Annotated in this window: 12 protein-coding genes and 1 other RNA gene; 10 read left to right on the top strand and 3 right to left on the bottom strand. The window is 65.8% G+C overall.

The genetic code is table 11. The features are described from left to right. Window positions 1-29: 29 nt before the first annotated feature. The 3 genes from QD356_RS12720 to QD356_RS12710 are packed head-to-tail and all read right to left on the bottom strand — an operon-like array spanning window position 30 to window position 3,927. Window positions 30-1,394: an ABC transporter substrate-binding protein gene (locus QD356_RS12720; RefSeq protein WP_192837443.1), complete on the bottom strand. Its 1,365-nt coding sequence runs from the start codon at window positions 1,392-1,394 to the stop codon at window positions 30-32. Beyond that, window positions 1,388-3,112, bottom strand: a complete 1,725-nt coding sequence (locus tag QD356_RS12715) for a sensor histidine kinase (protein ID WP_225996296.1) — start codon at window positions 3,110-3,112, stop codon at window positions 1,388-1,390. The genes QD356_RS12720 and QD356_RS12715 overlap by 7 nt, the downstream gene beginning before the upstream one ends. Continuing rightward, complete coding sequence (locus tag QD356_RS12710) at window positions 3,109-3,927, bottom strand: response regulator transcription factor (protein ID WP_192837444.1); 819 nt, start codon at window positions 3,925-3,927, stop codon at window positions 3,109-3,111. Before QD356_RS12710 ends, QD356_RS12715 begins: the two co-directional genes overlap by 4 nt. A gap of 179 nt (window positions 3,928-4,106) precedes the next feature. Between QD356_RS12710 and QD356_RS12705 the strand changes: the two genes are divergently transcribed. The 10 genes from QD356_RS12705 (at window position 4,107) to QD356_RS12660 (ending at window position 14,094) form a co-directional block, all read left to right on the top strand. Continuing rightward, window positions 4,107-5,270, top strand: a complete 1,164-nt coding sequence (locus QD356_RS12705; RefSeq protein ID WP_192837445.1) for an AbrB family transcriptional regulator — start codon at window positions 4,107-4,109, stop codon at window positions 5,268-5,270. A gap of 129 nt (window positions 5,271-5,399) precedes the next feature. After that, an RNA gene (gene ffs, locus QD356_RS12700) (signal recognition particle sRNA small type) lies at window positions 5,400-5,496 on the top strand. Window positions 5,497-5,922: 426 nt separating this feature from the next. Next, the gene (gene dnaX / locus QD356_RS12695; RefSeq protein ID WP_192837446.1) at window positions 5,923-8,151 is read left to right on the top strand and encodes a DNA polymerase III subunit gamma/tau; all 2,229 of its coding nucleotides are present in this window, start codon (window positions 5,923-5,925) and stop codon (window positions 8,149-8,151) included. Window positions 8,152-8,332: 181 nt separating this feature from the next. Then, entirely contained in the window at window positions 8,333-8,665 is a 333-nt protein-coding gene (locus QD356_RS12690) for a YbaB/EbfC family nucleoid-associated protein (protein WP_043333871.1), read from the top strand. Continuing rightward, on the top strand, window positions 8,665-9,291 hold the full coding sequence (recR, locus tag QD356_RS12685; RefSeq protein ID WP_192837447.1) for a recombination mediator RecR: 627 nt from the start codon (window positions 8,665-8,667) through the stop codon (window positions 9,289-9,291). Before QD356_RS12690 ends, recR begins: the two co-directional genes overlap by 1 nt. 217 nt (window positions 9,292-9,508) lie before the next feature. Continuing rightward, complete coding sequence (rnd, locus tag QD356_RS12680; protein ID WP_131432637.1) at window positions 9,509-10,690, top strand: ribonuclease D; 1,182 nt, start codon at window positions 9,509-9,511, stop codon at window positions 10,688-10,690. A 116-nt stretch (window positions 10,691-10,806) separates the two neighbouring features. Next, window positions 10,807-11,163: a YcgL domain-containing protein gene (locus QD356_RS12675; RefSeq protein WP_225347187.1), complete on the top strand. Its 357-nt coding sequence runs from the start codon at window positions 10,807-10,809 to the stop codon at window positions 11,161-11,163. 69 nt (window positions 11,164-11,232) lie between these two features. Beyond that, window positions 11,233-11,712: a YcgN family cysteine cluster protein gene (locus tag QD356_RS12670; RefSeq protein ID WP_054555633.1), complete on the top strand. Its 480-nt coding sequence runs from the start codon at window positions 11,233-11,235 to the stop codon at window positions 11,710-11,712. Between the two features lie 402 nt (window positions 11,713-12,114). Then, window positions 12,115-12,765 (top strand): helix-turn-helix domain-containing protein, encoded by a 651-nt coding sequence (locus tag QD356_RS12665; RefSeq protein WP_192837448.1) that lies wholly within the window; start codon window positions 12,115-12,117, stop codon window positions 12,763-12,765. Between the two features lie 114 nt (window positions 12,766-12,879). Then, the gene (locus QD356_RS12660) at window positions 12,880-14,094 is read left to right on the top strand and encodes an efflux RND transporter periplasmic adaptor subunit (RefSeq protein WP_225996297.1); all 1,215 of its coding nucleotides are present in this window, start codon (window positions 12,880-12,882) and stop codon (window positions 14,092-14,094) included.

The following is a 14,094-nucleotide window of genomic DNA, read 5'->3' as shown; positions in this document are numbered from 1 at the left end:
GAGGGGCTAGCCAGCCCTGACGCCACGCATCATTGGTTCAATTCGGGCTGCGTGGCTGACGGGGCCTGCCCCTGACCCTGACCCTGACCCTGACCCTGACCCTGGCTCGCCTCACCGGCAAAGGGAGCAGGGGCCTCGAATTCCAGCACCCAGCGGCTCAGGAAACTGGCCTGCTTGAGGCGATCGAGTGTCGCCAGCAGGCCAGGGCCGATCTCGATCGGGCGCAGCGCATCGCCCAGTTGCTCGCGCATATGCTGAGCGCTGCCCTCGCCACTCACCTCGGGATGCAGTGCGCCCAGCTGGCTGTCGCTGGCCACCGCCTGCTGACCTTCCAGACTCAGCCACCAGTCGAGAAAGGCCTCACCGGCCTCGGGGTGAGGTGCCTGCTGGGGGACGAAGGCTAGCCGGCGCTGAATCAGCACGTAGTCTTCCGGCACGATCACCACCAGTTCCGGATGGGCGCGGGCAAAGGTCACCGCGTAGGGGCCGACCAGGTTGTAGGCGATGTCCACCTCGCCGCTGGCCAGTGCCTCGAGCATGGCGCCGGTGGTGCTGACCAGTCTGGCATCGGCCCGACCCATGGCGCGCACCAGCGTCCAGTAGCGCGGCGATTGACGGGCATCGGACACGGCATAGGTAAAGCCGGAGCCGCTGCGGCGCGGGTCGTAGCTGATGATGCGGCCGCGCAGCTGCTCGCGGCGCGTCTCGAGCAGGTGCCAGAAGTCGCGATGGCTGCGCAGCACATCGCGGGGATTGCGCAGGCCGTCGAGGTCCGCCAGACGCTTGAGCGCATCACGTCGCGCCACCATCACGATCGGCTCGAAGCTCATCGCATACAGCTCATTGCGCCAGCGTGAGTTGGCCGGCCAGGCGGCCAGATTGGGGGCCTCGAGTGCCAGGGCGTGACCCTGATTGGCGAGTCGGTACTGCAGCCCCATGGCCGAGGAAATCATCAGATCGGCCTGCGGTGTCAGCGGCGCCTGCAGGTACTGTGCTTCAAGCCCGAGGGCGGAGCGGTTGACGTAGTGCAGCACTCGCTCAGGATGCTGGCGGCTGTAACGCAGCAGCAGCGGGCGAATCTCGGGCAGGTCCAGCGCAGCGTGAATGGTCAGGTCGGCCGCGAGGCTGGCGTCGCTGTCAGGCGCGGGCGGCGTGACTGGCTGACCGCCCTGCAACCACAGCGATTGATGCTCTTCGAGCAGCGGGTCAAACGCTGCCTGGGTCGCCGCCCGGGTCGCCGCCTGACTGACGGGGCTCAGAAGCACGGCCAGTGCCAGGCAGGCCGTCAGCCGTCCAGCGCGCTGTCTGCCCGGGCGGTGATGATCCGGGCGGTGATTGTCATGACCGTGATGGTCAGGGCGCTGCTGCTTGGTTGGCGGTCGTCTCGCTAGCATGCTGTGCCCCCTGTCTTTGCAGGCTTGCCGGCCTGCGCTGATTCATCATCCCCACCCACTCTCACCTCAGGCGCTGCACAGGGCGCCAGATGCAGACTGACGCATAGCCCGCAGGACGCGCCTGTCTCGTCTGTGCCGTTTGCGTCGGCTGCGCGAGTTGCATCGTCTGTGCGGGATGCAGAGTCAGCAGCCTGCGTCACGCTACGTGCTGTCGCGTCGCTGAGCGTCAGGCGCGCGTCGTGATGTCGCGCGATGCCATCGACGATCGCCAGCCCCAGTCCGGCGCCTTCGTGATGCTTGAGCTCATCGGGCTGCTGCGCCGGCGCCTGATCATGACTGTCGGGCTGGGTGTTGCGGTGGAAGGGGCGCAGTACCAGCAGGCGTCGCTCGGCGTCGATGCCCGGGCCGTCATCCTCGACACTCAGCCGCCAGCGGCCCGCCAGTGCGGCGCTGTCCGGTTGCGTGAACGTGGCATCGCTCGGTGCCGCCATCCGGCTCAGGGTGAGTGTGACGGTGCGCGCGCCGTGCTTGCAGGCATTGTCGATCAGGTTGGCCAGTGCCTCCTCGAGCTGCCACTCGACGCCCAGCGTCCAGGCGGCGCCATCGATGTCCGGGGCTATCTCGAGACCGAGGTCCACTCCGGCGCGATCACAGCGCAGGAACAGCCGGCTGACGGTGGCGCGTGCCAGCGCCGACAGCTCCAGCGGCACGCGCGGCGGCTGCACCTCCGGGTTGTTGAGGCGTGTCAGCGACAGCAGCTGATTGGCCAGATGGGCGGTATGGCTGGCGGTGGCCTGCATCTGCCCCAGCGCGGCATGCCAGGCGCTGGGGTCCTGCTGGCGCAGTGCCAGCTCGGCGTGCGCGGAGAGTCCCGCCAGCGGGGTGCGCAGCTGGTGCGAGGCATCACCGATGAAGCGCTCCTGGTTGGCGCGCACGCGGCGCATGCGCGCCAGCAGGTCATTGATGGTGTGCTTGAGCTCCTCGAGCTCGCGCGGCAGGGGCAGGTTGAGCGGCGCCAGACTGCGCGAGTCGCGTTCGCGAATGGCGCGGCGCAGGCGGGTCAGCGGCGACAGCGCCAGCCGGACGCCGATCAGCACCACCAGCAGTGCCAGCGTGGCCATGCCCGCCAGACGCACCAGCGAGCCACTGAACAGCTCACGCGTCAGGGTGTCTCGCCCCTCGCGGGTATGGGCGACGCGAATGCTGTAACGCTGGCCGTGGCGTGGGTCATCGCCCCAGCCGCCCAAGCGGGTATCGAGGCTGCCCAGCCGCAGTGCCTGTCCCTGCCAGGCGATATCGCGAAACGACAGCTCGCCGCTGCGTCCAAGCGATTCCTGCGGGGCCAGGCGACCATTGGCGGCGCGATTGGCATCCGGCAGGTGGGTATTGCCGGTGACCTGCTCGCCATCGGCGTCCACCAGGCTGTAGAAGACGCGCTCCTGGGCGTCGGTGGCCAGCATCTCGAGGGCGGCGGGCGGCAGGTCGAGCCACAACTGGCCATCCTGCCATTTGACCTGCTCCGCGATGGTGACCAGCGAGGCTTCGAGCAGCCGGTCGTAGGCGCGGTCCGCTGCCTCACGCGCCGACAGGAAGGCCTGCACTAGCAAAAGTGTGCCCAGCGCCAGCAGAGGCAGCAGCAGCCAGCTCAGCAGGCGCCGATAGAGGCTGATGCTGCGTTTTGCCTCTGTCTGTGGGCGTGGTGAGGGTGCGGAATTCAAGCGCTGCCGTCCGTGGTCTGTTCCAGTAGATAGCCAAGGCCCCGGATGGTGCGCAGATTGACGTCGCTGCCTTCCAGGCGCTTGCGCAGGCGATGCACATAGACCTCGATGGCATTGTCGCCCACGGCTTCCTCCTCGCCGAAGGCCTCACGGGTCAGACGCGCCTTGTCCACCGGCTCGCCGGCATGCTGGATCAGGCAACCCAGCAGGCGCTGTTCACGGGGCGGCAGCGCCAGCGGGGCATCGGCGAGCAGAAAGCGTGCATTGAGTGGCTCGAAGGCCAGGCTGCCGAGGGTCAGGCGTGGGGCGATGCCAGGCGAGGGCGTCGGCTGCTGGCTGGCCTGCTGACTGGCCTGAAGAGTGGCATGGCGGCGCAGCAGGGCGCGCACGCGGGCTTCCAGCTCATCGAGCACGAAGGGCTTGGCAAGATAGTCATCGGCGCCCAGGTCCAGCCCGCGCACGCGATCTTCGATGGCGCCGCGCGCGGTGAGAATCAGCACCGGTGTCTGGCGGTCGTGCTGGCGCAGCGCGGCGAGAATCTCGAGCCCGGAAGCGCCGGGCAGGTTGAGGTCGAGCACGATCAGCGCGAATCCGTGATCGTGGTGGGTCGCCAGGCGGGCAAGCGCCGCGGCGCCGTCGGCCAGGTGGGTGACCGCAAGGCCCTCGGCGGAAAAGACGCTGCACAGCGTGCTGGACAGCAGGGCGTCGTCCTCGACCAGTAGCAGGGCCGGGGGCGGTGCGGTGGCTGGGCCATGTGCTGAAGCGTCAGCCGCTGAGGCGTCAGCCGCTGAGGGGAGTGAGTCGGGAGAAGTCATCCGGGCTCCGCAAGGGCGCGTCAGGTACGCGACAAGAGTGGTGAGAGTCAGGCTCAGGGGCGGTCTGCGACCTGCAATGGCCGCTTGAAGGCGCAATATTGCCTCAAACAGGCAGCCAATGGCGCTTGCGCCAGCGTATCATTGGTGGCCTGTTTCGTGTCGCTGACAAGGAAGCCAGCATGCCATCCGTTCCGCTATTGCAGCGCCTCAAGGCGCGCGCCTCTCGTCTCTCGTCAGCCCATTGGCTCACGGCTGTCACGTCGCTCAGGGCTGTCACGTCGCTCAAGGCTGCCACCTCGCTCAAGGCTGACGCGCCGCTCAGACCGCTGCTGACCTCGCTGGCGCTGGGGGTGGTGGGCGGTTGGCTGTTCCAGCTCACCGGCATGCCGCTGGCGTGGATGCTGGGGCCGCTGGTCGCCAACCTGCTGGGCGCGATGGCCGGGCTGAAGCTTGGTGTGCCGGACCGCCTGCGCAACCTGTTTCTGGGCGTCCTGGGCCTGACGCTGGGTGCGCGCGTCTCGCCGGAGCTGGTCTCGCACCTTTCCAGCTGGTGGTTGTCGGCGTTGCTGTTGCTGGCGGGGGTGTGGGCCTCGACGCTGGCCTGCGCCGCCTGGTATCGCCGCTGTGGTTTTGACGCCACCAGCGCCTGGTTCTCCTCGGTGCCCGGCGCGCTGACGGCGATGGTGGTGATCGGCGAGCGCATCGGGGGTGATCCGCAGCGCATCGCGGTGGCGCAATCGTTGCGGGTGCTGCTGGTGATCATGATTCTGCCGCCGCTCTATTGGGTGCTGGAAGGTGCGGCGGGCACGCCCGGCATCGGTAGCGATGTGGCGGTAAGCGGCCTGTGGCTGATCGCGGTGCTGCCGATTCTGCTGCCCCTGGCCAGGCGACTGCGCATTCCCAATGCCTCGCTGCTGGCGCCGTTGTTGCTGGCACTGGTGCTGTCGCTTGGCGACGTGGTGCGTTTTTCGCCACCGGTGTGGGGCACCGATGTCATGCAGCTGGTGCTAGGTTGCGCCATCGGGGCACGCTTCAAGGGCCTTACGCCGCGGGTACTGGTCGGGGTGATGGGTCAGTCGGGCGTGGCGACCCTGATCTCGCTGTCGGTGCTGGGCTGCTTTGCCGAGCTGATCCATCAGCTGATGGGCGTGCCGCGTGACGTGGCCTTCCTCGCCCTGGCCCCCGGCGGTATCGGCGAGATGGCGCTATTGGCGGTGGCGCTCGATCTCGACCCGATCTTCGTCGCCTTTCACCATCTTCTGCGCCTGATCGTCCTGATGCTGTTGCTACCGGTGATGGCGCGTCATTTCCGTCACCGCCGAGCGCGTGAGGCGACGCAATAGCCCGTGGCGTGATCTCCCCTTGTGAGGGCGGCGATGCGCTGTTATAGTGTGCGCCTTGATCACGCCAAGTGCTTGAAGTTCAAGCGATTGGCTCGGTAGTTCACCGAATGATCATATTTGTGGTGGCCCTGTCGGTCCTCCCGCAATGCTAGGCTGCAAACCCCGCCAGGCCCGGAAGGGAGCAACGGTAGTGGCTGACGCGTGTGCCGGGATGTGGCTGATGGGGCCGCCTCCATTTCAGGGCCCTGAAAGTGGCTGCTCGTGAAATGTCCGCATCATCCCGCCTGCTGCGCAACGCTCTATCTCAAGCCCTCGCAAGCCCCCTGCAAGACTTCGCTTCACGCTGCCTGAAGCCTTTAGCCACACCCTCGCTGTCTGAACCTGTCGTCTCCTGCCTGACCCGAGCCCCGCTTGGCGTTTCGTCGTGCCCGCAATTCGGGGGCGCACCACGCCTGTCATCCGGCCTCGCGCCCTCAATCCTGCTGCGCAAGTGGCATCGTGCTTTGAAGCCACACGGCAAGTCGCTAGAATGAGCGCATTCTCAGCGAGGCCTCGTCATCGGTCTCCGTCTGTCGACCGTCGGGGGTGAAGCCCAGCCGGGTCGTGCAGGTTTCAGCTCATGTTTCAGATCGCCCAAGGAATGCCCCGCTCAATGAGCTATCAGGTATTGGCGCGCAAGTGGCGCCCGCGCAATTTTCACGAACTGATCGGTCAGGAGCATGTCAGCCGTGCGCTGGTCAATGCCCTCGATCAGGGGCGCCTGCACCATGCCTATCTGTTCACCGGGACCCGCGGTGTCGGCAAGACGACGCTGGCGCGCATTCTGGCCAAGTGCCTGAACTGTGAAGAGGGTGTCAGCTCCAGGCCGTGTGGCGTGTGTGGCACCTGTCGCGAGATCGATGAGGGCCGCTTCGTCGACCTGATCGAAGTCGACGCCGCCTCGCGGACCAAGGTCGAGGACACGCGTGAGCTGCTGGACAACGTCCAGTACGCGCCGACCCAGGGCCGCTACAAGGTGTACCTCATCGATGAGGTGCACATGCTGTCGACCCACAGTTTCAATGCGCTGCTCAAGACGCTGGAAGAGCCGCCGCCACATGTGAAGTTCCTGCTCGCGACCACTGATCCGCAGAAGCTGCCGGTCACCATCCTGTCGCGCTGCCTGCAGTTCACGCTCAAGAACATGCCGCCGGTGCGCGTGGTCGAGCACCTGTCTGACATTCTCGCCCGCGAGGAAGTCAGCTTCGAGGAAGACGCGCTGTGGCTGCTCGGCAAGGCCGCTGATGGCTCGATGCGTGACGCCATGAGTCTGACCGATCAGGCGATCGCCTTCGGCCATGGTCAGGTGCGGCGCGAAGATGTCGCCGCCATGCTCGGCACGCTGGATCACCGCCACGTGCTGGCGCTGCTGGAGTGTCTGGCCTCGCTGGACGCCGCGAGTCTGCTGGCGGAGGTGGCGACCCTGGCCGAGCAGGGGCCGGACTACGGCGGGGTGCTGGATGACATGGCCTCCGTCTTCCACCGTCTGGCGATCGCCCAGATGGTGCCGAGCGCACTGGACAACGGGCATGGCGACCGTGATGCGCTGCTGGCGCTGGCCAGCCGTTTCACCGGTGAAGACGTGCAGCTCTATTATCAGATCGCCCTGCAGGGGCGTGGCGACATGGCCAACGCCCCGGATGCGCGCACCGCGCTGGAAATGACGCTGCTGCGCATGCTGGCCTTCCGCCCGCAGGGCGTGCCGCGCCCGGCGCAGACGCCGCTGCCGATGACCGGCCAGGCGGAGGGTGCGAACGCGCCTGGCGCTCAAACTCCGGCGCCTGTCCAGCAAGCGCCTGTCCAGCAAGCGCCTGTTCAACAGGCTTCTGTTCAGCAGGCTCCTGTTCAAGAAGCTCCGGTTCAGCAAGCACCTGTCCAGCAGGCTCAGCCTCAGCAAGCGCCGGTGGCCCCGATGGCGCCCGCGCCCCAGCCTGCTGCACCAGTTGCCGCGCCAGCGACCGAAGCACAGCCGCCGATGGCCGACGAGCCGCCCCCGTGGGCGACGGAGGACGTTCCGCAGGACGCCCGGGATGCCGGCTTTCGCGACGTAGCGCAAGACGCGCCCCAGCCAGCGGCTGCGCCAGTGTCGGCGCCAGCGCCAGAACATGCAGCAGCCCCCGCACAGGCGCCCGCAGCGCCAAGCTCGGCGATGTCACGCCTGAGTGCCGCCTTCGGTTCCGCGCCGGCACAGCCAGAGGCTGCTGAGTCATCGGCTCCGCAGCCCGCTGAAATGGCAGCGCCGCAGCCTGCTGAATACTCAGCGCCAGCACAACCCGAGCCCGTTGCATCGCCGGCGCCAGAGCCGGTCGTGTCTGAGCCGGTCGCAAACGAGCCAGCCGTGGCAGCGCAACCGCTGGCGGAGCCTGCTCCCGCACCGGCGCCGGCACCCGCGGCTGCTCCCACGCCTGCGACTGCGCCGAGCGCTCCGAGTGCCGATGGTCGCTTGAATCACGCCGCGTGGCTGGAGCTGTTCCCCTCACTGGGGCTGGGCGGCATCACGCGCAATATCGGCGCGCATTGCCTGGTCGAGCACGATGACGGCACCCACCTCAAGTTGAGGCTGGACCCCGCTCAGTCGGCGATGATGGCCGAAGTCCATCAGGATCGCATTCGCAAGGCGCTGGCGGGCCAGGGCGTGGAGCGTGTGCTGGAGATCAGCGTCGCGCCGCTGCCGGAAGGTCTGGAAACGCCGCACAGTCGTCGCATTCGTCTGCTGGGTGAACGTCATGTGCGCGCGGTTGAAGCCTTGCGTGCTGACCCGCATATCCAGTCCATGGAGCAACAGCTGGGCGCGCGTCTGATCGAGGAAAGCGTCAACTCCTTCGAGCCGGACGATTTCTGACGCTCTGGGCAGTTTCGACCGAGCGTCGGCGGTGCCGGGCATCGCTGACGCTTTCCCGGATTCGCGGTGCGTGTGCCGACAAGGCACACACACCACAGGCCGGAGGTGCCACGACATGGCACGTCCGGCAGACAGAATTTATCGTTAGGTCATGTTCAACACGTTATTGATGAGGTGAGCCATGTTCGGTGGAAAAGGCGGTATGGGTAACATCATGAAGCAGGCGCAGGAAATGCAGGAGCGCATGCAGAAGGTCCAGGAAGAAGCCGCCAAGGCGGAAGTCCAGGGCGAATCCGGCGCGGGCATGGTCAAGGTCACCATGAACGGTCGTCATGACGTCGCGCGCGTCGAGATCGATCCGAGCCTGATGGAAGAAGACAAGGAGCTGCTGGAAGATCTGCTGGCGGCCGCCGTCAATGACGCGGTGCGCAAGGTCGAAGTCAATTCCAAGAAGCAGATGGAAGAGGCGACTGCTGGCATGAACCTTCCGGCCGGCTTCAAGATGCCGTTCTGATGGGATTTTCGCCGCTGGTAGATCAGTTGCTGGATGCCTTGCGCGTGCTGCCGGGCGTTGGCCCGCGAACGGCACAGCGCATGGCGCTGCATCTGCTGGAGCGTGATCGCATGGGCGCCGACCGTCTGGTCGGCGTGCTGAGCGAGGCGCTGGAGCGCGTCGGCTATTGCGCGCGCTGCCGCACGCTGACCGAGGAAGAGGTCTGTCAGCTGTGCCTGAGTCCGCGGCGTGATGAGCGCGTGCTGTGCGTGGTGGAATCGCCCGCCGACCAGCTCGCCATCGAGGGCGCGGGTGGCTATGTGGGGCGCTATTTCGTGCTGCACGGCCATCTGTCGCCGCTGGATGGTATCGGGCCCGAGGACATCGGGCTGGATGCGCTGGAAACCCGCGTCCGCGAGAGCCAGATCGAGGAGCTGGTGCTGGCCACCAACCCGACGGTCGAGGGCGAGGCCACCGCACATTACATCGCCGAGCAGCTTCGCGATGTGCAGCATGGTGGGCAGCCGCTCAAGCTGACGCGTCTGGCCTATGGCGTGCCGATGGGCGGGGAGCTTGAATACGTCGATGGCGGCACGCTCAGTCGTGCCTTCAGCGGCCGTCTGCCGTTCACCCTCGGCGAGATCTGATGCGATGCCGGTGCCGACGCTTTTCGGCACCGGCATCAGGGCAGCTTCGGCTTCAAGGCAGCTTCGGTATCAAAGCAACTACAGCAGCACGTCTGCGGGCGTGGTGGTCAGGAACCACCACGCCCGCGGTCGTTTACCGCCCGGTGTCTGGCGAGTGCCCGTCACCTTCAATTTCCGCTTGCCCGGGCAAGCCTGTCACCACGAGATTTCCTTGCTGATGAGTGATCAACCCGCCACCGCACTGCTGTCAGAACTCGATTTCGAGGCCGTCTGGGTCGAGACCCCCGAGGCGCTGGCCGCTGCCTGTGCAGAACTGGAAGGCGCCGATTGGCTGGCGTTGGACACCGAATTCATCCGCGAATCGACCTTCTTCCCGATTCCGGCACTGGTGCAGCTGATGGCCGCCCGTGACGGCGAGCTGCCCGGTGCGGACGGCAAGACGCCGCGCATCTTCCTGATCGACCCCACGGTGGTGCCGGCCAGCGAGGCGCTCAAGCGTCTGCTGGGGGCAGAGGGTCCGCTCAAGCTGCTGCACGCCTGTGGCGAGGACATGGAAGTCTTCCTGCGTTGGGCGGGCGTGGCGCCGACGCCGCTGATCGACACCCAGATCGCCGAAGGCCTGACCGGCGGCGAAGCCTCGATGGGCTATCAGCGTCTGGTCGAGCGCGTGGTGGGCGTCACCGTGCCCAAGGAAGAGACGCGTTCCAACTGGCTCAAGCGTCCCTTGAGTCAGGCGCAGTGCGATTACGCCGCGCTGGACGTGCTGTTCCTGCCGCAGGTGTGGTCCGAGCAGCGCGATGCGTTGCTTGAGCTGGACCGCATGGCGTGGCTTGAAGAGGATTGCCGGGACCCGGGCAGCAGCGGCGGTGCCACGCCGGACCCGGAGTACTGGAAGCGTCATCGCAGCCTGTGGAAACTCTCGCCGCGTGGCTTGGCCGCCTGGCAGGTGCTGTGCGACTGGCGCGAGGAGCAGATTCGTCTGCGCGACGTGCCGCGTTCGCGCCTGCTGGCCGATGCGCAGCTGTTCGGAATCTGCGAGCGACTGCCGACCAATCGCTTCGAGCTGGCCAAGGTCGATGGCATGCATCCGCCGCAGATCAAGCGCCACGGGGATACCGTTCTGACGCTGCTCAAGGACGTGGCGATGATCGATGACAGTCAGCTGCCGCGCGTGCCGCCGTCGCCGTTGGCGCCGGAGTGGAAGAACTGCATGAAGCGCCTCAAGCGTGAGGTCAATGCGGTGGCCGAGGCACAGCAGCTCAAGCCGGAGATTCTCGGCAAGCGCCGTGACATGGAAGCGCTGGTGATCGCCGATTACGAGGGCGAGCCGCTGCCCTTGCCGCAGGGCTGGCGTGGTGAACTGCTGGCCGCGCGCCTGGCCAAGGCGCTCGAGAGCTGACGCTCGCCGCTTTCGTGGGCCAGACTGCAAGGGGGCATGCGCGAGACTCGCGCAGCCGGGCCTGCCAGCAATACAGGTCAGAAACAGGCCAGAAACCGGTAGTGAGCTCTCGGGTCATGCCCGTGACGCGAGAGCCCGCTGATGCGCGCAAGCGCTGCAAGATGATGGGTAGCCCGATGACAGACGACAAGATGATCTGCGAGATCTACAAGAGCGCCAAGAAGGACGAGATGTATCTCTACGTCGAGAAGGCGCGTGGACTCAAGGATGTGCCGGAATCCCTGCTGGGCATCTTCGGCACGCCGACCCCTTTGATGACACTGCTGATTCGTGCCGACAAGCCGCTGGCGCGCGTTGCCAGCACCACGGTGCTCGAGAAGATTCGCGAGCAGGGTTTCTATCTGCAGATGCCGCCGGCCAAGGAAAATCTCCTCAAGGAGATTGGCGTGACGCCGCCGGAAACGCATTACTGACGCCCTGTCCGGCAGACAAGACCGTACTGATGAAACGACCCTGCTGCCCGGCAGGGCGAGGAGAGCAAGATGAGCGATGTTCCGCAGCCTGACGGCGGAAAGCGTGAGCGTTTCTGGGAGCGCCACGCACTCTCGGAGCTGAATACCGCCGAGTGGGAGGCGCTGTGCGATGGCTGTGGCCAATGCTGCCTGCTCAAGTTCGAGGATGAAGACAGTGGTGACATCGCGGTACTCGATGTCGCCTGTCGTCTGCTGGATGTGCGCAAGGTCAGCTGCCGCGATTATCCCAATCGCGCCACGCGCGTGCCGGGCTGCATTCCGCTGGATGTCGAGACGGTGGGCAAGCTGCGCTGGTTGCCGGAAACCTGCGGCTATCGTCGCCTGAATGAAGGCCGTGAGCTGCCCGAATGGCACCCGCTGTTGACCGGGGATGCCAAGAGCGTCAAGCGCGCCGGGGTCTCGGTGTCACGCTTTGCCGTCTCCGAGGTATCGGTGCGCCAGCAGGACCTGGAAGACCACATCATCGCGATCATCGATCCCGAGAGCTGAGGCGCGCCGCGGCGCGTGGCAGATTTCAGGTGGATGCCTTTAGAAAGCGCAGCTCAATGAGCTGCGCTTTTTCGTTTCTGGCATTTCGTTTCTGGCATTTCGTTTCTGGCATTTCGTGTCTGGCAGTTCGAGTCAGGCATTCAGTGGCCTTGTATTTGACGCCTCTGACCCTCAGTCACGGCTTGATCTGCTAGATAAGATAATTTGCATAAGCTGATTTGCATGAGCTGATTTGCATGGCCGAGGCGCGTGCACGCACTCGGCCGCGCAATGTCTGGTTGTAAATAAATGAACGTTCATTTATTTTGTGAGGATTCGCTCAAGACCAGATCAGACTAGAACTGACCAAAACAGACCAGAACAGAACAGAACAGAACAGAACAGAACAGAGGCAGACGGGCCATGCGCCATCGTGATGAACACAAGCAGCAGGCGTTGCTGGAAGCCACGCTGCATGAGGTGGCCGAGCATGGTTTTGCCGTGACCTCCGTGGCGCGCATCGCGCGTGCCGCCGGCATGTCGCCCGGTACGCTCTATCTCTACTACCGCGACAAGGATGACCTGCTGGAGGCGACCTTTCGCGAGGTCAGCTGGCGCATCATCGCGGTCGCCATCGAGGCCTTCCAGGCCGAGCCGGCAGAGGCGTTCGAGGCCGAGCCGGCAGGGGCATTCGAGGCCGAGCCGTCAACGCTGTCGCCGGCCGCCCAGCAGCTGAAGTCGGCACTGTGTCGGGTGTGGAATGCCCTGGTGGCGCTGGGGCGCCGTCAGCCTGCGTTGTTCCTCTTTCACGATCAGTTTCTGCACTCTTCCCATATGCAGGACGCCCTGAGGGTGGCCAATCAGGAGCGCGCCGCGCCCTTGCTGGACGCCCTCGCGCTGGGCCAGCAGTCCGGCATCCTCAAGCAGATCGATCTCGCCCTCATCGAGGTGTTCATGTTCCGGTCGATCTACAGCCTGCTGCAGGGCTCCAGTTGCCAGTTGCCGGCCATCAGTGATGCCAGCTTCGACCAGGCCTTCGAGATGGCCTGGGACGCGATCGCGCTTCGCCAGTGAGGGCAGCCAGCCCCGCAGCGCACGCCGGACAGATGACAGATTTTCGCTTGTGCCATTTTATTCCAACGACTCAAGGGCCCGCTGATGAAACTTCGACCTGGTGCCAAGCCACACTTGCGTACTCCTTTCGCCTGGCGGGGAGGCCGCGTCCTTCAGCTGTTCGCCGGACTCGTGCTGGCCCTCGGACTTGCGGCCTGCAGCGAGGAAGAGGCGCCGCTGGAGAAGCAGAAGGTGCATCCGGTCAAGTTGCTGTCGCTGTCGGATGAAGGCGGCGGTGTCATCCAGCGCTATCCCGGTGTGGTCGAGGCCTCGGAGCGCTCCAACCTGTCGTTCCGCATCGGCGGTGAGCTGCGCGAACTCGAGGTCCAGGCCGGTCAGGAGGTCGAGAAGGGCGAGCTGATCGCGCGCCTGGATGATCGCGATGCCAGAAGCGAGCTCAACAATGCCCGCTCCAGCTTCAATCTGGCGCAGGCGACCTACAAGCGCATGAAGTACTCGGTGGAGAAGGGCGCCATCAGTCGGGCACGCTTCGATGAGGCGCAGGCCGAATTCCAGTCAGCGCAGGCCCAGTATTCCCAGGCGCAGGACCAGCTCAGCTACACCTATCTCAAGGCGCCCTATGACGGGGTGATCGCGCGAGTGCCGGTGGACAACTATCAGGTGGTCGCCGCCCAGGAAACCATCGCCGTGCTGCAGCAGCCGGGGCAGATCGACGTGATCTTCAACATGCCGGAGCGTCAGGTGCGCGCCATCGATCGTGAGCGTGCCGAGGCCGGGCGCCTTGAGGATGCCGCCCTGGCCTGGGTGCGCTTCGGCAGTGGCGAGTCACGCTATCCGGCCCGTTACAAGGAGCACGACACCAGTGCCAGTGAGGGCTCGCTGAGCTATGAAGTCACCCTGACGCTGCCGGAGCCGCAGGACATCACCGTGCTGTCAGGCATGAGCGCCACCGTGGAGCTGGACATGCAGCAGCTGACGGCGGCGACCCAGGGCCAGTGGCGCGTGCCGATCGAGGCGGTGGTCACTCAGGAGGAAAGCCCGAACCAGGCCGTGGTGTGGCGCTATGTGCCCAAGGACGGTGACGCCCAGGCGAGCGCATCGATCAACAATGACGCCACCACGGACGCCGGCAAGAGCGAGGGCAAGCAGCAGGAAGCTGGCGCCCAGGGTACCGTCGAGGCCGTGCCGGTCACGGTACTGCAGGCCACCGGCGAAGGGCTGGTGATCACGGGAGAACTGAGTGCCGGTGACCGTCTGGTCACGGCGGGCGCCAGTCGCATGGAAGCCGGGGAGCCTGTGCGTCCCTGGGTCAAGGAAGCGGGGCTCTGA

This window comes from Cobetia sp. 2AS (assembly GCF_029846355.1).
Lineage (GTDB): Bacteria > Pseudomonadota > Gammaproteobacteria > Pseudomonadales > Halomonadaceae > Cobetia > Cobetia amphilecti.
This window is presented reverse-complemented; position numbering and strand designations above follow the sequence as displayed.

What these genes read in the sequence shown, in the direction of transcription:
- QD356_RS12705 (WP_192837445.1), top strand. Translation starts at nt 4,107, where the DNA reads ATGCCATCCGTTCCGCTATTGCAGCGCCTCAAGGCGCGCGCCTCTCGT.
- QD356_RS12690 (WP_043333871.1), top strand. Translation starts at nt 8,333, where the DNA reads ATGTTCGGTGGAAAAGGCGGTATGGGTAACATCATGAAGCAGGCGCAG.
- dnaX (WP_192837446.1), top strand. Translation starts at nt 5,923, where the DNA reads ATGAGCTATCAGGTATTGGCGCGCAAGTGGCGCCCGCGCAATTTTCAC.
- rnd (WP_131432637.1), top strand. Translation starts at nt 9,509, where the DNA reads ATGAGTGATCAACCCGCCACCGCACTGCTGTCAGAACTCGATTTCGAG.
- QD356_RS12710 (WP_192837444.1), bottom strand. Translation starts at nt 3,927, where the DNA reads ATGACTTCTCCCGACTCACTCCCCTCAGCGGCTGACGCCTCAGCGGCT.
- QD356_RS12665 (WP_192837448.1), top strand. Translation starts at nt 12,115, where the DNA reads ATGCGCCATCGTGATGAACACAAGCAGCAGGCGTTGCTGGAAGCCACG.
- QD356_RS12675 (WP_225347187.1), top strand. Translation starts at nt 10,807, where the DNA reads ATGCCCGTGACGCGAGAGCCCGCTGATGCGCGCAAGCGCTGCAAGATG.
- recR (WP_192837447.1), top strand. Translation starts at nt 8,665, where the DNA reads ATGGGATTTTCGCCGCTGGTAGATCAGTTGCTGGATGCCTTGCGCGTG.
- QD356_RS12670 (WP_054555633.1), top strand. Translation starts at nt 11,233, where the DNA reads ATGAGCGATGTTCCGCAGCCTGACGGCGGAAAGCGTGAGCGTTTCTGG.
- QD356_RS12720 (WP_192837443.1), bottom strand. Translation starts at nt 1,394, where the DNA reads ATGCTAGCGAGACGACCGCCAACCAAGCAGCAGCGCCCTGACCATCAC.